The following is a 20,153-nucleotide window of genomic DNA, read 5'->3' as shown; positions in this document are numbered from 1 at the left end:
AAGCTAAGACCCACAGCGCCGATGGTACTGCACCCGGGAGGGTGTGGGAGAGTAGGACACCGCCGGACAACCATTAAACCGGGGAGCCCCGACCACGAAGGTCGGGGCTCCCCGCATTTAACAACCCAACCCACGTGGCACACTGACGACGGGAAAGCATCGAACTACGGAGTGGGGCTACCACCGTTGACGTTCAGCGTTTCCCCGATCACATAGCTGGACTCCGGTGAGGCAAGGAACACATATGCAGGAGCCAGTTCTGCGGGCTGACCGGCTCGGCCCAGGGGAGTGGACTGCCCGAACTCCGGTAGTGCTTCCTTGGGCTGGCCGCTGCTGACTTGCAGGGGAGTCCAAATGGGGCCGGGCGCCACGGCATTTACCCGAATGCCCTTGGGGGCGAGCTGCTGTGCGAGTCCCTTGGTGAAGTTGTTGATGCTGGCCTTGGTGGTGGCGTAGTCCACGAGCGTGGGCGAGGGGTTGTACGCCTGAATGGATGTGGTGTTGATGATGGTCGAGCCAGCGGGCAGGTGCGGAAGGGCAGCCTTGGTCATCCAGAACATTGCGTACACGTTGGTCTTCTGCGTGTGGTCGAATTGTTCGTCGGTGATCTCGGCCAGGTCTTCCTGAGCCACCTGCTTGCCCGCGTTGTTGACCAGGATGTCCACTCCGCCGAGGACGGCCACGGCGGTATCCACCACTTCCTGGCATGTGGCGGAGTCCTTGAGGTCTCCGGGCACTTTTACGGCCTTGCGTCCCGTGGCCTCGATGATGCCGGCAATTCGTGCCGCGTCTTCTTCCTCTTCGGGAAGGTAGGAGAGAACAATGTCTGCCCCCTCCCGGGCGAAGGCGATGGCCGTGGCCGCTCCGATTCCCGAGTCCGCCCCGGTGACGATCGCCTTTCTGCCTTCCAGTCGTCCCGTCCCCCGGTAGCTCTCTTCACCTAAGTCCGCTTTGGGCGTCAGCTCGGCATCGAGGCCGGGTTCGGGCTGGTGTTGTTTGGGCGGTGAGATCTGCTCGTAGGCGGTGACCGGGTTTCGGAACGTGTACTGATCAGTCATGGTGGTCCTCCTGTTGCCGAGGTCTGGAACACGAAAGGGTGCTGCCGGAAAGTTGAACCATCTACAGCACCCGCCCCTCAAAAGGTAAGGGGACTTATGATTTATAGCCTAAAGGGGTCATCAACAATCTGCAAAGACGCCTTCCTTGGGCGCCAATACAGCTTCGGCTAGCTATGCTGCCCGGGGCTAGCCCGAGTAGAACTCTGACAACTCCGAGATGAGCTTGTCCGGCGCCTTGTTCGGCCCGTCATGCCCGAACCCGGGGAGGATGGTGTAGCTGGATCCGGACAGGACGTCGTGGATTTGGCCGCATGCGACACCAAAGTATGCGGGGCTCTTTTCGCCCACTACGATCAGGGTCTCCAAGGGCAGTTCAAGGAACGGCTCGGCCGGCATGTCCGCAGCGATGACTGCCTTGATTTCGCGGACCCCGCAGGTCATCAGCTCGCGCATCTGCTTACCCAGTGGTGTCCCGGCTGCCAGCTTGTTGGCCAAGGTCAGCATGGACAGGGGCATTCGCGCGAAGGCGCCGCCGGTCTCTACTCCCTTGATGAGGACGGCGAGGGCGCGATCATAGTCTCCCGCCGCCGTCGCGCGTTCATAGTCCGGCGTCCAATCGGCCTTGACGCTGTGGTTGACCGACACGGCGGGGTCATACACGGCGAGGCGTTCGACAGGGAGCGTCCGGGCCGCGTGCAGCGCAACGGCACCACCGAAACTGTGCCCGAACACGTCTGTGCTGGACGTGTGCTTCATGACAGCTTCGAGGTCCCGAATGTCGGCTTCGAGCGTGTAGTCCTCGGACTGCGGAGACGAATCACCGCGCCCACGCCGGTTGAAGGTGTGCACGGGGCGGCCAAGGGCCTCGCTGAGTTTCTGGGCGAAACGCGTGTAATCGGTGGCCGTCACCATGGAGGCAGGCACGACGACGACGCCGGAGCCCGCCGCTGCCAGTTCACCGCCCGTGGTGAGTACTTCGAGGTGTCCGCCGTCGTGGGTCATGATGATGTCGCGCGTCATGACTCGAGCCTAACCGAGCCACCTGAATGCGGGCAGCATGCCGACCCTTATGTGGACAAGTCAGCCATGTGGACAAGTCAGCGCTTGAAGTAGGCCGTGATGTCGGAGACGAGTTCGTTGACCGCCGCCGGGACGGAGCCGTGGAAGCCCTAGGGTGAGACTTCCAAAGTGCTGCCCGGGACTGCCTTGTTCAGGCGTGCGGCCGTGACCTTATAGAACTGCGGGCTCTTCTTGCCTACCATGAAGTGCGTGTTGGGAGGCAGGGCTGAGAAGTCCCGCGGCGTATCTGCGGCGTCGAAGGCTGCCTTGAGTTCACCGACACCCGACGGCATGAGCTCCCGGAAGAGCCTGTTGACCTTAGTCCCCGACACCACTGCCATGAGCCCGGCCAATACCGGCTCCGGAACCCGGGCGAGGGCGGTTCCGGGATGCATGCCACGCTTCATCCGGGCCATCGCCCGTCCAATATCCCCCTTGTTGACGGATTCGGTGAATCCGTCCAGCCAGCCCGTGTCCATGCTGCCGTCAATGTTCAATGCCGCGTCGTACACCGCCAGCTTGTCCGGTTGGTGGTGCGTACCTGCGAAGGTTTGGGCTGCGTTGAGGGCGACGGCGCCACCCAGGCTGTGGCCCATAATGTTCCGGGCCCCCGTGGCGTCCATGATGGTGCGGACGTCGGCGATTTCCGTGGCCATGGAGTAGTTATGGGGTTGCTCGCTGGATTTTCCCCGGCCGCGGCGGTCGTACACGTCCACTGCCCAGCCTTCACCCAAGCCTTTGGACAAGGCGAGGGAGAAAGGGCGGTAGATCAACGCGGTGAGGAATGCGCCCCCAATAAGCACCACGCGGCGTTCGCCGGGCGCGTCTTCCGTGCCGTAGCTGTACAAGGCGAGCTTGCCGCCGTCGTGCGTTCCAATGTCCCGTTCCTTCACCGAAACATCCTAGGTGGCACTGGCGGGTTCTTCCTCCAGATGGTTCCCGGAGAGGAACCGCGCGATGCGCGACGCGAGGCGCTTCCCGGGCCGGAGGGGACCTTCATGGAACTGCAGCGGCACAATAGCGAAGTCGATCGCGGGCACGGCGCCGGCCAGCATCCGTCCGGTCTCCGCGAAGTAGGACGGACTCCAGCCGCCGCTGAGCATTAGCGTTGGGGTGGAGAGTTTCATGAAGTCGTGAAGGTGGGCGTCGGCATCGAGGACGGCCCGCATTTCCGTGACGGCAGTGGGTAGGAGGGAGCGCATCTCCAGTCCCAGCCGGGTTCGGGCGGAGAGAACGCTGAGCGTGCGCAGGGCGCCCATGGGCAGGTAGGAAATGGGGCCCGCCGTCCCCAGCCCCTGCACAAGGTGGGCCCAGGCGTGGTCCAGCTGGCCTGCAGTCACTGCTTCCTCGAGCTCGGGCCGCCACCTGCCGCTGAGGTTGCCGGAGAGGGACACTGCGGCGTCATAGGTGACCAAGCGGTTGACTCCGTCGTGGCGGGCAGCCTGCAACGCCACAAATCCGCCATAGCTGTGTGCCACAACATCCGTGGAGCCGCTCTTTTCCATGACCGCATGAAGGTCCGCGATCTCTGTTTCGACGGAATAGCCGGGCGGTTGCGGTGCGGATTGCCCGCGACCACGGCGGTTGTAGCTGTGAACAGGGCGCCCCAGCATGACGCTCAACGTCCGGGCGAACGGCCAATACAAGGAGTCGGTCACCAAGGTGCCATGAACAAGCACGACGCCGGGTGGTTCAGTGCGTGCCTTCGAACCCGGGAACGAAGCACCCGACGCTGGCCGGAAGGTGTGCACCTCAAGCTGCCCGCCGCCGTCGTTCGTTTCAACAGTCCACGTTTCCACAGCCCGAGTCTATGCGTTTCCCTGATCGTGATGCCCGGACGTAAAGGCCCGCAATCACCGGTAAACTTAAGGACTGTGACTTCCGCAAACACCCCCGCCCTGAACACCTCCGCAGAGCCCATCGATGCCAGCGAGCAAATGCGCATCCGTATGGAGAAGCGCGCAAAGCTGATCGAGCGCGGCACCGAGGCCTATCCTGTGGGTGTTGAACGGACCCATTCGCTGAGCGAAATCCGCGAAAAGTACGCCCACCTGGAAGCCGATGAGACTACCGGCGATACTGTGGGCGTCACCGGCCGCGTCGTATTCGTCCGCAACACCGGCAAGCTGTGCTTCGCGACCCTCCAAGAGGGCGGGGTGGACGGCAAGGGCGTACGCCTCCAGGCAATGCTGAGCCTTGCGAACGTCGGTGAGGAAGCGCTCGCCGAGTGGAAGGCCCTGGTTGACCTGGGCGACCACGTTTTCATCAAGGGCGAAGTTATTTCTTCCCGCCGCGGCGAGCTGTCCGTCATGGCTGACTCCTGGTCCATGGCGTCCAAGGCCCTGCGCCCACTCCCGGTTCTGCACGCCGAGCTGAACGAAGAGACCCGCGTTCGCCAGCGCTATGTGGACCTTATGGTCCGCGACGAAGCCCGCGAAATGGTTTACAAGCGGGCCGCCATCACCCGCTCGGTCCGCGACACCCTTGACCGCCACGGCTATGTGGAAGTGGAAACCCCTATCCTGCAGCTGGTCCACGGCGGTGCTACAGCCCGCCCGTTCGAGACGCACATGAACGCGTTCGACCAGAAGATGACCTTGCGCATCGCCACTGAGCTGTTCCTCAAGCGCGCCGTTGTTGGCGGCATTGACCGTGTTTACGACATGGGCCGCGTCTTCCGCAACGAAGGTGTGGACTCCACGCACAGCCCCGAATTCACCACACTTGAGTGCTACGAGGCATGGGCGGACCAGTTCGTCATGGCCGAACGCATGAAGGAAATCATCCTGAATGTGGCCGACGTCGTAGGTACCCGCACGATTCAGACGGATGCCGGTGAAATAAACCTCGACGGCGAATGGGCTTGGGTTTCGGTATACCCGGGTATTTCCGAGGCGGTGGGAATTGAAATTACTCCCGACACCACGGTGGATGAGTTGCTGGCAATTGCTGCCAAGCACGAGGTCAAGGTGGACCCCAAGTGGGACGCCGAAAAGATCGTGGTTGAACTGTTCGGCGAGATTGTGGAACCCACCTTGGTGAATCCTACCTTTGTCTACGACTACCCGCCCTCCGCGCAGCCGCTGGCACGCCCGCACCGCGAAGATGGCCGGCTCATCGAGGCCTGGGACCTGATCATCGGGGGCATGGAGCGCGGTACAGCGTTCTCCGAGCTCATCGACCCCGTAATCCAGCGTGAGCGCCTTACAGAGCAGTCCCGCCGCTCCGCTGCCGGCGATGAGGAAGCCATGCAATTGGACGAGGACTTCCTCCGTGCCCTTGAATACGGCGCCCCGCCCATGGGGGGCATCGGGCTGGGCATTGACCGTCTGGTGATGCTGTTCACCGGGGCCGGTATCCGCGAAACCATCCTTTTCCCGTTGCTGAAGCCTGAAGGTCACTGATCATGGAGTACATCGCAGTCCTGGCACCGTCCATTGTGGTCGGACTGATCTTCTGGTTTGCCATGAAGTCGATCTTCAATGCGGACAAATCAGAACGGCAAGCCGAAGCCAAGGCGCAGGCCGAAGCGAATTTGAAAAATTCAGGACCTGCATCCGAGGGCCCCGCAGCTAAATAGCCTTCCAATTGGGTTCCGCTTACTGAAGAGAATCCAATTACACTTTGACGTGGGTGCTTGCCGTGAACGATAATCATCAAAGGAATCCGGGGAATTTCTGATTATCCAACCCTCCAAATGAGAGGCAACTCATGGCACAGAAAGTAAAAATCATCCTCGTCGATGACCTGGATGAAGGGGCTGCGGACGAAACTGTCCGCTTTGGCCTCGATGGCGTGAGCTACGAGATGGACCTGTCCACTGCTAATGCAGCCTCGCTGCGCAAGGCACTGGAGCCCTACGTCGCTAAAGCCAGGAAGACTTCTTCCGGCCGTGCAACCCGGGGCCGTGCTACAGCCGCACGTAACCAGGATTCCGCGCAAATCCGCCAGTGGGCCCGTGACAACGGTTACACGGTCAACAGCCGCGGACGTATTCAGGCTGAAATTCAGGAAGCGTACCAAAAGGCCAATTCCTGATTCACCGTTTCAATGCCCCGGCAGTCACTGCCGGGGCATTGGTGTTTAACCCGGCAGTTTGTGGGCGCCCTACAGCGGGCTTGGAATATTCTGTGAATCGTCTGGGTAGGGAAGCTCCGAAAACAGGCACTAAAGCCCCTCGGGAAAGCGGCGGACCGGCACGCCACAAAATAGTCACGGGCGGCCCGTGCTCAGTGCGTCCTGGCAAGGCGGGAGGGTCCCACCACGGGGTAGCAGCGGTCAAGGGCTGGAACCGGATTTATTCCACAACCTCGTCATGTTTCCCCTGTGGCGAACACGCTCCAAAAGTGTTGCTCCGGCACGTAGCATCAAAGTACGTCGTAGCTAGGAGTGTGGCGAAATGTTTGAGAGATTTACGGACCGTGCCCGTCGCGTGGTCGTCCTTGCCCAAGAAGAGGCACGGATGCTTAACCACAATTACATCGGTACCGAGCACATCCTCTTGGGTCTGATCCACGAGGGTGAAGGCGTTGCTGCCAAGGCGCTCGAGTCCCTGAGCATTTCGCTCGATGGCGTTCGCGAACAGGTGCAGGAGATCATCGGCCAGGGCCAGCAAGCCCCGTCCGGTCACATCCCCTTCACCCCGCGCGCCAAGAAGGTGCTTGAGCTTTCCCTTCGAGAAGCACTGCAGCTCGGCCACAACTACATCGGTACTGAGCACATCCTGCTCGGCCTCATTCGCGAAGGCGAAGGCGTAGCCGCACAGGTGCTGGTCAAGCTTGGTGCGGACCTTAACCGGGTCCGCCAGCAGGTCATCCAGCTGCTCTCCGGCTACCAGGGCAAGGAGACCGCAGGCAGCGGCTCGGGCCAAGGTCAGCCGGAAGGTACCCCTGCCGGTTCGGTGGTGCTTGATCAGTTCGGACGCAACCTGACCCAGGCTGCGCGCGAAAACAAGCTCGATCCTGTGATCGGCCGCGAGCAGGAGATGGAACGCGTCATGCAGGTCCTCTCCCGCCGTACCAAGAACAACCCGGTCCTGATCGGTGAGCCCGGCGTCGGTAAGACTGCCGTCGTCGAGGGTCTCGCCCAAGCGATCGTCCGTGGAGACGTCCCCGAGACCATCAAGGACAAGCAGCTGTACACGCTTGACCTCGGTTCCCTGGTTGCCGGTTCCCGCTACCGCGGTGACTTCGAAGAGCGCCTGAAGAAGGTCCTCAAGGAGATCCGCACCCGCGGCGACATCATCCTCTTCATCGACGAGATCCACACCCTCGTTGGTGCAGGTGCTGCCGAAGGCGCCATCGATGCTGCATCCATCCTGAAGCCAATGCTGGCCCGTGGTGAACTCCAGACCATCGGCGCCACCACGCTGGATGAATACCGCAAGCACATTGAGAAGGACGCTGCTCTTGAGCGCCGCTTCCAGCCGATCCAGGTCAAGGAACCTTCTGTCGCTCACGCGATCGAGATCCTCAAGGGCCTGCGTGACCGTTACGAGGCCCACCACCGCGTGACGATTACCGACGGCGCCCTCGCCTCAGCTGCGCAGCTGGCCGAACGCTACATTTCGGACCGCTTCCTGCCGGACAAGGCGATCGACCTCATCGATGAAGCCGGCGCGCGCCTGCGCATCCGTCGCATGACCGCTCCGCCGGAGCTCAAGGCCATGGATGAGCGCATCGCGGACGTGAAGATGGAGAAGGAATCCGCCATCGACGCCCAGGACTTTGAAGGTGCCGCCTCGCTGCGCGACAAGGAGCAGAAGCTCATTGCCGAACGCGCAGAGAAGGAACGCACGTGGAAGTCCGGCGGCATGGACGATATCTCCGAGGTTGATGAGGACCTGATCGCTGAAGTTCTCGCGAACTCCACGGGCATCCCGGTCTTCAAGCTCACCGAGGAAGAGTCTTCGCGCCTCCTCAAGATGGAAGACGAGCTGCACAAGCGCGTCGTCGGCCAGAACGAGGCCATCAAGGCCCTGTCTCAGGCCATCCGCCGTACCCGTGCAGGCCTGAAGGACCCCAAGCGTCCCGGTGGCTCGTTCATCTTCGCCGGCCCCACCGGCGTCGGCAAGACCGAGCTCGCCAAGGCACTTGCAGAGTTCCTGTTCGGTGAAGAGGACGCCCTCATCACGCTGGACATGTCCGAGTACTCCGAGAAGCACACAGTTTCGCGTCTCTTCGGTGCACCTCCGGGCTATGTTGGCTACGAAGAAGGCGGCCAGCTGACCGAGAAGGTCCGCCGACGTCCGTTCTCCGTGGTCCTGTTCGATGAAGTGGAAAAGGCCCACGCGGACCTGTTCAACTCCCTGCTGCAGATTCTGGAAGACGGTCGACTGACCGACTCCCAGGGCCGGGTAGTGGACTTCAAGAACACCGTGATCATCATGACCACCAACCTTGGTACCCGCGATATCTCCAAGAGCGTGGCAACGGGCTTCCAGTCCGGCACGGACACCCAGACGGGCTACAACCGGATGCGTGCCCGGGTCACGGAAGAACTCAAGCAGCACTTCCGCCCCGAGTTCCTCAACCGTGTTGATGACGTCGTGGTGTTCCCGCAGCTGACGCAGGACGAGATCATCGAGATCGTGGACCTGTTCGTGACCCGCCTTGAGCGTCGCCTCAAGGACAAGGACATGGGGATCGAGCTCACGCCCGCTGCCAAGGTTCTCCTGGCTACGCGTGGTTACGATCCCGCCATGGGTGCCCGGCCGTTGCGTCGCACCATCCAGCGCGAGATCGAGGACCAGCTGTCCGAGAAGATCCTGTTCGGCGAACTCCACTCCGGCGACATCATTGTGGTGGATGTTGACGGCGAAGGTGACGACGCCAAGTTCACGTTCGAAGGGAACGCCAAGCCGCGTATACCGGAGATCGCCCCGACCGCGTAAAGCGCTACAGCACTAAGCCCCGCCCGCTCCAAGATAAGGAGCGGGCGGGGCTTTTGCGTTGGCAGTGGCCATTCAGCGCGTGAATCATGGGCGGCAGCGGCCAGCTGTACTAAGCGGGAATGCCTGCGCCCGCCAAATAATTCGAGATTGCGCTGGTGAATTGTTGGTCGGCGTTGCCTGCATCAGAGTGTCCCGCCATTGCTGCGGCCAGGTGTGGATATTCTCCAGTCTGGAGGGCGTCGATGATGTACCGGCCGCGGCTGATTGAGGTACTTTCGTCCGGATTCGATGGTGGCAAGGAAGCCAACTCGTTCTGCACGAATGCGGATGTGATGGCTGACATCATGGCCACGACTTGTAGCTTTGCCGGTCCCGGAAGGTCTACCGGTGCCAAGGCGGCCAGTGCCGCTTCCAGGAATCGCAAGGAGCTGGGGCCCATGGACGGGCGGGTAAGCAGCAACGGGGCCAGCCAAGGGTGCCGGTGCATGATGGCACGTCCTTGATGGGCAAGGTTTAGGAGTCGCCCCCGCGGGTGCTCTCCATTTGCCTCAAGTTGGTATTCTCCGGCCACTGTATCCATCATCAGCTCAACAAGTTCGTCATGTGATTTCACGTACCGGTAGAGGGAGGCGGCGCCTGCACCTACGCTCGCGGCAACCCTCCGCATAGACACTGCTGCCAAGCCTTCCTGGTCGGCAATCCGGAGTGCGGCCGTGGCAATTCTGTTCCTGGAGTGCTCCGGCTTGGGCCCAACGGCTGAGCGTTCAGGGCGCCCCCAGACGTCGGTGGCATCGTGAGTTGGCAATCCGGGCCTCCTTTCATGCGGTTTAGGTGGTTTGGTCTTGTTCCCATTTCACTATATTCTTAATTGCGAACGGTGATCGCAATTCGAAGAAAAGAGTGGTGGCATGCGGGTACTCATGGTGGCTCCGGGGACGCGGGGAGACGTCGCACCCATGGCTGGGCTGGGGAGCAGCCTGCAGGGCTTGGGCTACGAGGTGGCTATTGCGGCCAACCCAGCCTACGCTCCTCTAGTCGTTGAGTCGGGCTGCGAGTTCAGGCCGCTTCCCGGGGATCTGACCAAGTTGATCACGCAGCCAGCACCCGGCACCAAGGCTTCATCCGGGAGTGTGCTCACCTTTTGGCGGAAGCTCACCGACTATATGGACAACGCCGCAACGGGGACCCTGGCAGCGGCCGAGGCCGGCGCCGACGTGATCCTGGCCAATTCAGTGGCGCCCTATGCATACGACATCGCGGAAGCCATGGGCATTCCGGTCCTCGGCGCGCATTTGCAGCCCACGGAACCCAGCGCAGCGTATCCGCCTGTGATCATGAATTCGGCCCGCAGCCTTGGTGCGTGGGGTAACAAGATCATTGGTGAGCGCGCAGCCGCGGGTCCGGCTCCCTATGATGCCCCCAGCGCACGCCTTCGCAAGGAGCTGGGGTTGGGGAAGCTGAGCCGCGCGGTCGGTGAGCGCCGCCGTCGTAAAGCCGAAGCCACTATTCTTCATGGCATCAGTCCCTCGGTCCTGCCAAGGCCTGCCGATTGGCACACGGGCCTGGTTATGGCCGGATATTGGTGGCCGGTGATGAAGCCGGACTGGCAGCCGCCAACGGACCTCGTGGACTTCCTCGCAGACGGTACGCCGCCCGTATTTGTTGGCTTTGGAAGCAGCGCCCACATTGATCCGGCATTGGTCCTTGGAGCGACGCGCCAGGCCGGAGTGCGGGCTGTTGTGCAGGGGGCGGAGGGTGCGCTGGGCACCGATGCTATCGGCGTCGGTAGCGTTCCTCACGAGTGGCTGTTCCCGCAAATGGCAGCAGTGGTTCACCATGCCGGAGCCGGAACGACGGCGGCCGGCTTCCGGGCCGGCGTGCCGGCCGTTGGGGTTCCGGTGTATCCGGACCAGCCGCTATGGGCCTCCCGGATCGCGTCAATCGGGGCGGGTCCTCAGCCGATTCCCTACAAGAAGCTGACTCCGGAGCGCCTTGGTGACGCCATTACGGAAGCTGTCAGCACGCCGTCGTACGCCCGGAGGGCAGCGGAAGTGGCGGCGGCCATGGCGGCCGAAGACGGAACCGTTCCGGTGGTCGAGGCCCTGCGAAACCTCCCATCCAAGTAGCAGTTGAGGTCGTTCTGGACGCTCAGAACGACCTCAACTGCGACCTAGTTGGGTGAACATGTGAAAGTACTGTTTCACTGTGAGTGAACCACCCTGTGATCGGCAGCACAATCCGTGTTGAATCGGAACATGGACTCTGCTGACACCCAGGGCGAGCAGCCCGACACCCCATTCCACGATCTCGACCATTACCTCGCCATCCCAAGGATTAGCGGCCTCACCCTCAGCCCGGATGGCACGCGCTTGGTCACCACTGTCACGACGCTGAACAACAAGGCTACGGAGTTCGCCACCGCACTCTGGGAACTCGACCCCAGCGGCCGGAAACATGCCCGCCGCATTACCCGCAGCTCCAAAGGCGAGGCAGGCGCCGTTTTCGCTGCCAACGGCGACCTGTACTTCACCTCGACACGTCCTGATCCCGAAAGCCCTGACGCCGACCCCGTCAATGCACTGTGGCTGCTGCCCGCCGATGGCGGCGAGGCCCGCGTGGTGCTCTCACGTGCAGGCGGCATCGCTTCAGTGATGGCTGCCAGGGATGCGGACGTCACCTTCGTCAACGCCGAGGTCCTGGCCGGATCCGCCGACGAAGAGAACGACGAAGAACGCCGCAAGGCACGCAAGGACAACAAGGTCTCGGCCATCCTGCACAGCGGCTATCCGGTCCGCTACTGGGATGCCGACCTGGGCCCGGCAGAGCCGCGTATCTTTGCAGTGGAACAAGGTGCCGAAGACGAGCCCGGCAAGCCATCCACAGTGGATGCATCAGCGCCGCTCCAACTCCGGAACCTGACGGCCGGCGTCGGGGGCTCGCTGCGGGAAGCCAAAACAGTGGTTAGCCCGGACGGCAAGACCGTCTACACCAGCATGACCAAGGCGCTCGCGAAGGCTGACAGCCGCGAGGTGCTTGCCGCCGTCGACGTCGCTACCGGGGCCGTCAAGGTGCTACTGGACCACGAAGGCATGAGCTACTTCCCCGGTCCGGTCAGCCCTGACAATCGGACCCTTGTGGTCCAGAGTGAGAGCGACACGACGCCCACGCAGGCTCCCCACGTGAAGCTGCACCTTTTGAACGTCAGCGGCGGCGAGACCACGGATCTTGAGCCACTCGCGCACCAGTGGGACCGCTGGGCTACGCCCCTCGCCTGGCTTCCGGACGGCGCTGCGGTCCTGGTAACAGCGGACGACGACGGCGCGGGGCCGGTATTTCGGATCGACGTCGTTGACGGTGCGGTCATCCGCTTGACGCAGGATGCTGCCGCCTATTCCGACGTCGTGGTTTCCACGGACGGGACCACGGCCTACGCGCTCCGAAGCTCGTACGAGTTCCCCGCCGAAGCCGTGCGGATAGACCTCGCTACAGGCGAAGTGGTCCGGTTGCAGGCACCGGCGGAGCGCCCCGTTTACAAGGGTTCCCTGGAGCGCGTGGAAACGACGGCGGAAGATGGCGCGCGCGTTCCGGCGTACTTGGCGCTCCCGGAAGGTGCCTCTGCGGACAATCCGGCACCCCTCCTGCTGTGGATCCACGGAGGACCGTTGAACTCCTGGAATGCCTGGACGTGGCGCTGGAACCCGTGGTTGCTCGTCGCCAAGGGCTATGCCGTTCTCCTGCCTGACCCTGCCCTCTCCACCGGGTATGGGCAGGAGTTCATCCAGCGCGGATGGGGTGAATGGGGGAAGAAGCCCTTTACTGACCTGATGGCCATCACCGACGCAGTGGTTGACCGGCCGGACATCGACGAATCACGGACCGCGGCCATGGGTGGATCCTTCGGCGGCTACATGGCCAACTGGGTCGCCGGGCAAACGGACCGCTTCAAGGCAATCGTCACGCACGCCAGCCTGTGGGCGCTGGACCAATTCGGACCGACCACCGACGCGGCGCAGTACTGGCTCAAGGAAATGACCGTGGAAATGGCGATGGAAAACTCGCCGCACCTGAACGTGGGCAACATCAAAACGCCTATGCTCGTCATCCACGGAGACAAGGACTACCGCGTGCCCATCGGCGAAGGACTGCGCCTCTGGTACGAACTCCTGTCCTCATCACAGCTGCCCGCCGACGACAACGGCCAGAGCCCGCACCGCTTCCTGTACTTCCCGGACGAGAACCACTGGGTTCTGCAGCCGCAGCACGCGAAGGTTTGGTACGGCGTGGTGGAGCACTTCCTGGCGAAGCAGGTGCTGGGCGAGGACGTTGAGTTGCCTGAGGAGTTGGGGGTTTAGTCCGTTGCTTAGTCCGGCGCTGGTCCTGGGTCATTTGCCGCGTGCTCGCTCGTCCCTCGCTTAGACGCACGCTACGCAAATAACCCAGGACCGGCGCCTCGCGGCTGGCCTCCAGTAGTGCGTGGCGGCCGGGCATACGTAATGCACGGTTCGGCAGCTGTGTGCCTCGCTAGGATGGGGGAGTGAATTCGACCTTCAGCCTTCGCCCTGCCCGCACCAGTGATGTGGCGGCCATCAAGAGGCTTGTGGCGCCCCTGGCTGAGGAACGGATTCTCATGGCCAAGGAGACGGTGGCGTACTACGAGAGCCTCCAGGAATTCCGGATCGCCGAGTCTGATGATGGTGAAGTCATCGGCTGTGGGGCCCTCCATGTGATGTGGGAGGACCTGGCGGAGATCCGCACGCTTGCCGCGGCTGACTCCTGGCGTGGGCGGGGTGTGGGTCACGTGCTGGTGGAGAACCTGCTGGAGGAAGCCCGGGCACTTGGTGTGAGCCGCGTATTTTGCCTGACTTTCGAGGTGGACTTCTTCAAGCGCCACGGGTTCGAAGTCATGGCGGACCAGTCGGCCGTGGATCCGCAGGTGTATTCGGAGCTGCTGCGCTCGCACGACGAAGGCGTTGCCGAGTTCCTGGATCTTGCCCGCGTGAAGCCCAATACCTTGGGCAACACCCGCATGATCAAGCAGCTCTAGCGCCCCGCAAGGAGCACCCTCTCTCTGGTCCCGCGCCTAGAGAAGCGTGTGGATCAACCCTGCCCGATTATGAGTGATTTATTACCCCTTCTCTTATATCCAGTTGATGGATAAACTGGTCAAGGCTTGCTGGGGAAGCTTCCACCACATCGGTCAATTGAGAGAAGATCATGCAGTCCCACGCGTCCTTTTCAGATGTTTCAGAACTCCAACTCAGCGTGCGCGGTCCAGTGTTCACGCCTGCCGATCCGGGATTCGCTCCCGAAGTAGCGGCCTTCAACCTCTCTACACAGCACCAACCTGATCTGGCCTTCGGCGCCCTCGACGCAGAGGATGTTTCCGCGGCTATTCGCTGGGCGGCAGAGCGGGGAATGCCCGTCTCCGTCCAATCCACCGGACACGGTGCCACCAACGCCATCGAAGGCGGTTTGCTCATCAGCACCCGCCGGATGCTGGAACTCAGCATTGATCCCGTTGAGAAGACGGCCCGCGTCGGTGCGGGCGTCCGCTGGAAGGCCGTAGTGGATCTCGCCGCGACGTTCGGCTTGATGGGTCTATGCGGTTCCACCACTGACGTCGGAGTGGTGGGTTACACCTTGGGCGGCGGCCTGCCCATCCTCGGGCGCAAATACGGTTTCGCTTCAGACCACGTGATTGCTTTCGAGCTCGTCACCGCCGACGGCACGCAGCGCCGGGTGACCAAGGACGAGAATTCGGAGTTGTTCTACCTCCTCCGGGGCGGCAAGGGGAACCTGGGCATCGTCACAGCCATGGAATTCCACCTCTTCCCGGGATCGGACCTCTTTGCCGGCGGGCTGTACTACGACGGCGAGCATGCCGCTGCGGTTCTTGAGCAGTTCAGCGACTGGGTGACCTCGCTGCCCCAGGAGGCGTCGGCGTCGTTGGCTTTCCTGAGGTTGCCTGATATGGACATCGTTCCCGAGCCGTTGCGAGGCAGGTTCGTAGTCCATCTGCGCTACGCCTATCAGGGCGACATGACGGTGGCCTCGCAACTGCTGGAGCCGATGCGACAGAGTGCGCCCTTCATGATGGACGGGACCGGGCCGCTGGACGCCACGCAGTTCGACATGATCCACCAGGACCCGGACCAGCCAGTGCCCGTGCGCGAGCGGGGCTTCCTGTTGGACCGTTTGGACAGTGGAGCCAAGGAGGCCATCCTGCGGCACTTCGGCCCCGGCGTCGAAAGTCCCGTGTTGATGGCTGAGCTGCGGCTACTCGGCGGCGCCTTGGCCAAGAGTGCCGAAGGCGAGGACACTGTTGGGGCCCGCGACGCCGCGTTCAGCTTCTTTATGGCAGGCATGGCGGTGCCGCCGCTGGCGGAGCTGCTCCCGGTAATGTTCGACGCCGTTCGTGATGACCTGCGCGACGCCTCCAATGGCGGAACTTTCGTGAACCTGCACGGTCACTTTGTTGACGCTGAGGACCGGGAGCGGGCATGGGGCCCGACAGTCCGCGAAAGATTGAGGAACGCGAAAGCAGAGCTTGATCCGAAGAACATGTTCAGTTTCGGGCATGTTGTGGGGCTTCCGGTCATTGATCAGACCGTGCTGCTTGAGGACGTTGTTACCGCCGGCGGCGACGCCGTCCTGAACAGCTGAAGGGGATGCGGACAATGGACCATAGGGTCACGTTCCCGGACTTCTCCGCTTTCCAGATCGACATTCCGCATGGGTCATGGCCGCACGAAGCCTCATGGCAGGATGCGGGGCATTCGAACCCGGACCTCTACTCGGCCTTCTGGCCTGAATACAACGCCAAAAATGAGCCCGAGGCGGCGGCAACACTAACTGCCGAGGATTGACGATAGAGCGAAACAGCTGAAGGGACAGTCATTGGGGGCTGCCCCTTCAGCTCTTTAATCAATGGGCATCCCTCTATAAGCCCCGGCGCCGCGATTTATGCACATGCAGGGCGTAAGGCCTACCGTGGCCACAGCCGCCGGTAGTAGGGTCAGAACACCAGCCACAGCACGCCCAGGAGCATCACATGAAAAAGCTCATCAATGATCCACGCGCCGTGGTGGACGAGTCCGTTGAAGGTTTCGGCATGGCCCATGCCGACATCGTGGACGTCCATCCCGAGCCGAAGTACGTCATCCGGAAAGGTGCTCCTGTAGCGGGCAAAGTCGCCCTGGTCTCCGGCGGAGGCAGTGGACACGAGCCCCTCCATGCGGGTTTCGTGGGCCTCGGCATGCTGGATGCAGCAGTCCCCGGCGCAGTGTTCACCTCGCCCACGCCCGACCAGATCATTCCGGCGACGGTGGCGGTTGACTCAGGCGCCGGCGTCGTCCATATCGTGAAAAACTACACCGGCGATGTCCTGAACTTCGAAACCGCCGCCGAAATGGCGCAAGCCGAAGGCGTGCACGTACGTTCGGTGCTGGTGAACGACGACGTCGCGGTGGAGGACTCGCTGTACACGGCTGGCCGGCGCGGCGTTGGCGGAACTGTCCTCGTGGAAAAGATCGCAGGTGCATCCGCCCAGCGCGGCGACGACCTTGACGCGGTCACGGCAATCGCCGAGCGTGTGGTGGCAAATGTGCGAACCATGGGTGTGGCCCTGTCCGGCTGCACGGTTCCGCATGCGGGGACGCCCAGCTTTGAGCTTGCGGAAGATGAGATCGAAATCGGCATCGGCATCCACGGCGAGCCCGGCAGGCACAAGATCGCAATGGAAAGCGCTGACGCCATCACGGACCGCCTCTTGGAGCCTGTGCTGGAAGACCTTGCCCTGGCGTCCGGGGACAAGGTGCTGCTGTTCGTCAACGGCATGGGCGGCACCCCTCAAAGCGAGCTGTACATCGTGTACAGGCGCGCTGCGCAGGTCCTCGCCGAGCGTGGTGCCACCGTGGAGCGCTCCCTAGTGGGGAACTACGTGACGTCCTTGGAGATGCAGGGCTGCTCCGTCTCCGTGCTGCGCCTCGATGACGAGATGACCAGGCTCTGGGATGCTCCCGTCCACACGGCCGCCCTGCGGTGGGGAGCCTGAGCATGGGGTTGGACGTCGAATGGGCGGTTGATTGGCTGAAGCTCTCCGCAAAAGCAATGGCCGAACACCGGGTGGAACTGATTGAGTTGGATCGGGCAATTGGCGACTCGGACCACGGCGAGAACATGGACCGAGGTTTCCAAGCCGTGCTGCAGAAGCTCGATGAGGCCCCGCCTGAAACTCCCGGAGCAGCATTGAAAGCTGCGGCGATGGCACTCATGTCCAAGGTGGGTGGGGCTGCGGGGCCGCTGTACGGCACTGCCTACCTACGTGCAGCTACCTCATTGGGGGACAGCAGCGATATTGATGCAGAGGCGCTGGCTGCGGCCCTCGCAGCCGCCAGGGATGGTGTGGTGGCTAGAGGCAAAGCGGAGCTCGGCGATAAGACAATGATTGACGCTTGGACGCCCGCCGTTGAAGCGGCACAACAAGCCGCCGCTAGCGGCGCTGACCCCGTTGGTGTGTTGGAAGCCGCCGCGGAAGCTGCGGAAACCGGTGCCATAGCCACGGATCCGTTGGTGGCACGCAAGGGGCGGGCCAGCTACCTGGGGGAGCGCAGCGCAGGGCATCGCGATCCTGGCGCCGCGTCAACCGCGCTGCTATTTCGCGCGGCCGCAGCTGCCGCTGCCGGATCTGCCGCTGACGCGGGAACCGACGCAATATGACAGTGGGGATAGTGGTTGTATCGCACAGCAGCAAGATTGCTGAGGGAGCGGTGGAACTCGCCGCGCAGATGGCTCCCGACGTCGAACTGGTCGCCGCCGGGGGAACTGACGACGGGCGCATCGGAACCAGCTTGGAGAAGGTGCTGGCCGCCGTCGAGCAGTCCTTGGTGGACTCCGGAGGCGATGGCGTGGTGGTGCTGACCGATCTTGGTTCGGCCGTGATGACAGCGGAGTCGGCGGTGGAGTTCGCCAGCGATCCGGACGCTGTGCTCCTTGCTGATGCGCCGCTGGTTGAGGGGCTCGTGGCCGCGGCGGTCGCCGCACAAGGAGGCGCCGGCGTCGAGGATGTCTGCAAGGCAGCAGAGGCTGTGGTCTTCGGCAATGTGCCTGCGGGCGTGGGGGGTCCGGAGATCCCCGGCGACAAGGATGAACCAGACGCAAGCGGTGACTTCGAGCTCATCAACCCCCTCGGAATGCATGCCCGTCCTGCGGCCAAGATCGCCGGGGGCCTATCCGGGCTGGACGCGGAGGTGACTGTGAACGGCGTCGATGGCATGTCCATCATGGCGCTTTTGGCGCTCGCCGCGGGTAAGGGTTCCACCCTGCGGGTTGAAGCCCGCGGCAAGGATTCGTTGAAGGCAGTTGAGTACGTGGGGCGACTTGTGGAGGAAGGGTTTGGGGAGCTCTAGTTCCGGCCGATTTTCTCCCAAATATTGCTAAGTACACTGATTAGTGATGTTGTAGAGGTACAGGTTCACTACTAGGAAGAGGTGCGACACATGGGTGCTGACGACAAGATGGAGAACGCTGGCGAGAAGCTCGGTGGCAAGGCTAAGGAAGCTGCCGGAAAGCTCACGGATGACGAGCGACTGGAAGCCGAAGGCAAGGGCGACCAGACGAAAGCCGACCTCAAGGGTGCCGGCGAAAAGCTGAAGGATGCCTTCAAGAAGGACTAAGAATCCAGGCAGGGCCGCTGCAGTTGCAGCGGCCCTGCCTTGTATTTGAGGCGATTGTCGTGTGAGGCGCCGCCCGGCGGTGCGCTATCTGATGGAGGAACTTCGTTGAACATACTGGTGAAAATTTTCGGCCTGGCAATTGGCCTTGGCGCCGGCGCGCTCGCAAACAAGACGCTGGAGGGCCTCTGGGAGAAGAAGACCGGCAAGCCTGCCCCCAAGGACAGCACTGACCTCAACGACTCACTCCCAGGTGTGCTGGCCTTCGCGGTTGTCTCGGCTGCCGTCGCCGCAGTAGTTCACGTTCTCACCCAGCGGGGCACCAAGAGCGCCCTGGCCCGCATGAAGAAGACGGCTGACGAGGTTTAACAAATGGCTATAGCTAAATTCCCGAGTGTCGTCATCGATTGTCCCGACGCAGCTGCATTGGCCGCTTTCTACGGTGAGCTCTTCGGCTGGGAGATCGAGGACAAAGGTGACTGGTTCGATATCCGTCCCAGCGACGGCAGCAATTGCATCTCCTTCCAGCAAGTGGAGGTGTACCAAGAGCCCAAATGGCCCGGCCAGACCATCCCTCAGCAGATGCACCTGGACATGATCGTGGAGGACTTGGACAAGGGCGAGGAAGTTGCGCTCTCCCTGGGGGCGACCAAGGCCGACCATCAGCCCGGAGAAACGTTCAGGGTGTTCCTTGATCCGGCCGGGCACCCGTTCTGCCTCTGCCTGAGCTAAGGTCCCGGGCCGGCGTCCTAGCCCTGCTGCGCCGCCCACTCATCAACGCGGCGGTTGCTCTCTTCTTCTGAGAGGTCCTCGACGCGCGTCATGATGGACCAGCGAACACCGAAGGGATCACGGATGCTGGCGTAGCGATCACCTGAGGCGAACGTGGATAACGGCTCGCGGATAGTGGCCCCGGCTTGCTCCGCCTTTTTGACGAGTCCATCTGCGTCTTGGCAGTAGAGGCCGAGGGAGTAACAGTCGTCCTCCCCGCTCGGCGCCGGGACCAAATGGTATTCCGGGTTGGGCTCGCCCAGTTGGAGGTGCCCGTTACCGAAGTCGAGTTCGGCGTGAACCACGATCCCGCCCATTTCGGTTTCGCCTACAACCCGGGCGCCGAACACGTCGCGGTAGAACACGATGGCTTCCTTGGCGTTGGGCACCGCAAGGAACGGCGTGAGGCTGGTCAGGCCGTTCGGGATGCCATGGGTGGTGTATTCGCCGTGGGCTGCCGTGGTGGACTCTGTGCTTGTAGTATCTGTCATGGCTATGACGCTACGGGCTTTCTGCCAGGTAGCGCTTGGAGATTTGCGACAGCTTTGATCCGCTTGGGAAGGGTCCAATGGAGGGTTCGTTCAAGGGCATCCTGTATCCGGCAAGACTGCCCACCTTTCACCGCATCCCGGCCCCGGCGTCCGTTGCTGACCTGGTGCAATGGTTCTGGATTCCGGAGTGGGACATCGAGCCCGGCCGGTC

The 20,153-nt window shown here is 62.4% G+C and carries 20 protein-coding genes and 2 pseudogenes; 16 read left to right on the top strand and 6 right to left on the bottom strand.

The window, feature by feature from the left end:
* Window positions 1-164: 164 nt before the first annotated feature.
* The 4 genes and pseudogenes from RIF72_RS18930 to RIF72_RS18915 form a co-directional block, all read right to left on the bottom strand.
* Window positions 165-1,058: a glucose 1-dehydrogenase gene (locus RIF72_RS18930; RefSeq protein WP_309076355.1), complete on the bottom strand. Its 894-nt coding sequence runs from the start codon at window positions 1,056-1,058 to the stop codon at window positions 165-167.
* Window positions 1,059-1,244: 186 nt separating this feature from the next.
* A complete protein-coding gene (locus RIF72_RS18925) occupies window positions 1,245-2,078 on the bottom strand; it encodes an alpha/beta hydrolase (RefSeq protein ID WP_309076354.1) in 834 nt (277 codons plus the stop codon).
* Between the two features lie 77 nt (window positions 2,079-2,155).
* Window positions 2,156-3,010: pseudogene (locus RIF72_RS18920) on the bottom strand (alpha/beta fold hydrolase).
* A 9-nt stretch (window positions 3,011-3,019) separates the two neighbouring features.
* On the bottom strand, window positions 3,020-3,916 hold the full coding sequence (locus tag RIF72_RS18915; protein ID WP_309076353.1) for an alpha/beta hydrolase: 897 nt from the start codon (window positions 3,914-3,916) through the stop codon (window positions 3,020-3,022).
* A 75-nt stretch (window positions 3,917-3,991) separates the two neighbouring features.
* On the opposite strand from RIF72_RS18915, the gene lysS reads away from it, so the two are divergent.
* The 4 genes from lysS (at window position 3,992) to RIF72_RS18895 (ending at window position 9,009) form a co-directional block, all read left to right on the top strand.
* The gene (lysS, locus tag RIF72_RS18910; RefSeq protein WP_309076352.1) at window positions 3,992-5,521 is read left to right on the top strand and encodes a lysine--tRNA ligase; all 1,530 of its coding nucleotides are present in this window, start codon (window positions 3,992-3,994) and stop codon (window positions 5,519-5,521) included.
* Between the two features lie 2 nt (window positions 5,522-5,523).
* Window positions 5,524-5,697, top strand: coding sequence for a hypothetical protein (locus RIF72_RS18905; RefSeq protein ID WP_011772935.1), 174 nt, complete (start codon window positions 5,524-5,526; stop codon window positions 5,695-5,697).
* Window positions 5,698-5,828: 131 nt separating this feature from the next.
* The gene (locus RIF72_RS18900; protein ID WP_014920382.1) at window positions 5,829-6,155 is read left to right on the top strand and encodes an Lsr2 family protein; all 327 of its coding nucleotides are present in this window, start codon (window positions 5,829-5,831) and stop codon (window positions 6,153-6,155) included.
* Window positions 6,156-6,516: 361 nt separating this feature from the next.
* A complete protein-coding gene (locus RIF72_RS18895; protein WP_309076351.1) occupies window positions 6,517-9,009 on the top strand; it encodes an ATP-dependent Clp protease ATP-binding subunit in 2,493 nt (830 codons plus the stop codon).
* A 109-nt stretch (window positions 9,010-9,118) separates the two neighbouring features.
* Here the strand turns inward: RIF72_RS18895 and RIF72_RS18890 are convergent, their stop codons facing one another.
* Entirely contained in the window at window positions 9,119-9,814 is a 696-nt protein-coding gene (locus RIF72_RS18890) for a TetR/AcrR family transcriptional regulator C-terminal domain-containing protein (RefSeq protein ID WP_309076350.1), read from the bottom strand.
* A gap of 103 nt (window positions 9,815-9,917) precedes the next feature.
* On the opposite strand from RIF72_RS18890, the gene RIF72_RS18885 reads away from it, so the two are divergent.
* The 11 genes from RIF72_RS18885 to RIF72_RS18835 all read left to right on the top strand — a co-directional run bounded on the left by RIF72_RS18885 (window position 9,918) and on the right by RIF72_RS18835 (window position 19,412).
* Window positions 9,918-11,135, top strand: coding sequence for a glycosyltransferase (locus RIF72_RS18885; RefSeq protein WP_309076349.1), 1,218 nt, complete (start codon window positions 9,918-9,920; stop codon window positions 11,133-11,135).
* Window positions 11,136-11,264: 129 nt separating this feature from the next.
* On the top strand, window positions 11,265-13,361 hold the full coding sequence (locus RIF72_RS18880; RefSeq protein ID WP_309076348.1) for a prolyl oligopeptidase family serine peptidase: 2,097 nt from the start codon (window positions 11,265-11,267) through the stop codon (window positions 13,359-13,361).
* Window positions 13,362-13,543: 182 nt separating this feature from the next.
* The gene (locus tag RIF72_RS18875; protein WP_207595750.1) at window positions 13,544-14,053 is read left to right on the top strand and encodes an amino-acid N-acetyltransferase; all 510 of its coding nucleotides are present in this window, start codon (window positions 13,544-13,546) and stop codon (window positions 14,051-14,053) included.
* Window positions 14,054-14,223: 170 nt separating this feature from the next.
* A complete protein-coding gene (locus tag RIF72_RS18870) occupies window positions 14,224-15,672 on the top strand; it encodes an FAD-binding oxidoreductase (RefSeq protein WP_309076347.1) in 1,449 nt (482 codons plus the stop codon).
* A 14-nt stretch (window positions 15,673-15,686) separates the two neighbouring features.
* A complete protein-coding gene (locus RIF72_RS18865; protein ID WP_309076346.1) occupies window positions 15,687-15,875 on the top strand; it encodes a hypothetical protein in 189 nt (62 codons plus the stop codon).
* Window positions 15,876-16,060: 185 nt separating this feature from the next.
* Window positions 16,061-17,062: a dihydroxyacetone kinase subunit DhaK gene (gene dhaK / locus RIF72_RS18860; protein WP_309076345.1), complete on the top strand. Its 1,002-nt coding sequence runs from the start codon at window positions 16,061-16,063 to the stop codon at window positions 17,060-17,062.
* 2 nt (window positions 17,063-17,064) lie between these two features.
* Entirely contained in the window at window positions 17,065-17,727 is a 663-nt protein-coding gene (dhaL, locus tag RIF72_RS18855; protein WP_309076344.1) for a dihydroxyacetone kinase subunit DhaL, read from the top strand.
* A complete protein-coding gene (dhaM, locus tag RIF72_RS18850; protein WP_309076343.1) occupies window positions 17,724-18,416 on the top strand; it encodes a dihydroxyacetone kinase phosphoryl donor subunit DhaM in 693 nt (230 codons plus the stop codon). The genes dhaL and dhaM overlap by 4 nt, the downstream gene beginning before the upstream one ends.
* Before the next feature lie 90 nt (window positions 18,417-18,506).
* Window positions 18,507-18,683 (top strand): CsbD family protein, encoded by a 177-nt coding sequence (locus RIF72_RS18845; RefSeq protein WP_309076342.1) that lies wholly within the window; start codon window positions 18,507-18,509, stop codon window positions 18,681-18,683.
* A 105-nt stretch (window positions 18,684-18,788) separates the two neighbouring features.
* Window positions 18,789-19,049 (top strand): DUF4235 domain-containing protein, encoded by a 261-nt coding sequence (locus tag RIF72_RS18840; protein ID WP_309076341.1) that lies wholly within the window; start codon window positions 18,789-18,791, stop codon window positions 19,047-19,049.
* 3 nt (window positions 19,050-19,052) lie between these two features.
* The gene (locus tag RIF72_RS18835; protein WP_309076340.1) at window positions 19,053-19,412 is read left to right on the top strand and encodes a VOC family protein; all 360 of its coding nucleotides are present in this window, start codon (window positions 19,053-19,055) and stop codon (window positions 19,410-19,412) included.
* 17 nt (window positions 19,413-19,429) lie between these two features.
* Here the strand turns inward: RIF72_RS18835 and RIF72_RS18830 are convergent, their stop codons facing one another.
* The gene (locus RIF72_RS18830; RefSeq protein ID WP_309076339.1) at window positions 19,430-19,942 is read right to left on the bottom strand and encodes a VOC family protein; all 513 of its coding nucleotides are present in this window, start codon (window positions 19,940-19,942) and stop codon (window positions 19,430-19,432) included.
* A 77-nt stretch (window positions 19,943-20,019) separates the two neighbouring features.
* Here RIF72_RS18830 and RIF72_RS18825 point away from each other — a divergent pair.
* Window positions 20,020-20,153: pseudogene (locus tag RIF72_RS18825) on the top strand (AraC family transcriptional regulator); the annotation flags it as partial.

It is taken from the genome of Paenarthrobacter sp., from assembly GCF_031180005.1.
Lineage (GTDB): Bacteria > Actinomycetota > Actinomycetes > Actinomycetales > Micrococcaceae > Arthrobacter.
This window is presented reverse-complemented; position numbering and strand designations above follow the sequence as displayed.

Coding starts and splice junctions, on each gene's coding strand:
- RIF72_RS18930 (WP_309076355.1), bottom strand. CDS start 1,058: ATGACTGATCAGTACACGTTCCGAAACCCGGTCACCGCCTACGAGCAG.
- RIF72_RS18925 (WP_309076354.1), bottom strand. CDS start 2,078: ATGACGCGCGACATCATCATGACCCACGACGGCGGACACCTCGAAGTA.
- RIF72_RS18905 (WP_011772935.1), top strand. CDS start 5,524: ATGGAGTACATCGCAGTCCTGGCACCGTCCATTGTGGTCGGACTGATC.
- RIF72_RS18900 (WP_014920382.1), top strand. CDS start 5,829: ATGGCACAGAAAGTAAAAATCATCCTCGTCGATGACCTGGATGAAGGG.
- RIF72_RS18895 (WP_309076351.1), top strand. CDS start 6,517: ATGTTTGAGAGATTTACGGACCGTGCCCGTCGCGTGGTCGTCCTTGCC.
- RIF72_RS18885 (WP_309076349.1), top strand. CDS start 9,918: ATGCGGGTACTCATGGTGGCTCCGGGGACGCGGGGAGACGTCGCACCC.
- RIF72_RS18880 (WP_309076348.1), top strand. CDS start 11,265: ATGGACTCTGCTGACACCCAGGGCGAGCAGCCCGACACCCCATTCCAC.
- RIF72_RS18870 (WP_309076347.1), top strand. CDS start 14,224: ATGCAGTCCCACGCGTCCTTTTCAGATGTTTCAGAACTCCAACTCAGC.
- RIF72_RS18865 (WP_309076346.1), top strand. CDS start 15,687: ATGGACCATAGGGTCACGTTCCCGGACTTCTCCGCTTTCCAGATCGAC.
- dhaK (WP_309076345.1), top strand. CDS start 16,061: ATGAAAAAGCTCATCAATGATCCACGCGCCGTGGTGGACGAGTCCGTT.
- dhaL (WP_309076344.1), top strand. CDS start 17,065: ATGGGGTTGGACGTCGAATGGGCGGTTGATTGGCTGAAGCTCTCCGCA.
- dhaM (WP_309076343.1), top strand. CDS start 17,724: ATGACAGTGGGGATAGTGGTTGTATCGCACAGCAGCAAGATTGCTGAG.
- RIF72_RS18845 (WP_309076342.1), top strand. CDS start 18,507: ATGGGTGCTGACGACAAGATGGAGAACGCTGGCGAGAAGCTCGGTGGC.
- RIF72_RS18835 (WP_309076340.1), top strand. CDS start 19,053: ATGGCTATAGCTAAATTCCCGAGTGTCGTCATCGATTGTCCCGACGCA.
- RIF72_RS18830 (WP_309076339.1), bottom strand. CDS start 19,942: ATGACAGATACTACAAGCACAGAGTCCACCACGGCAGCCCACGGCGAA.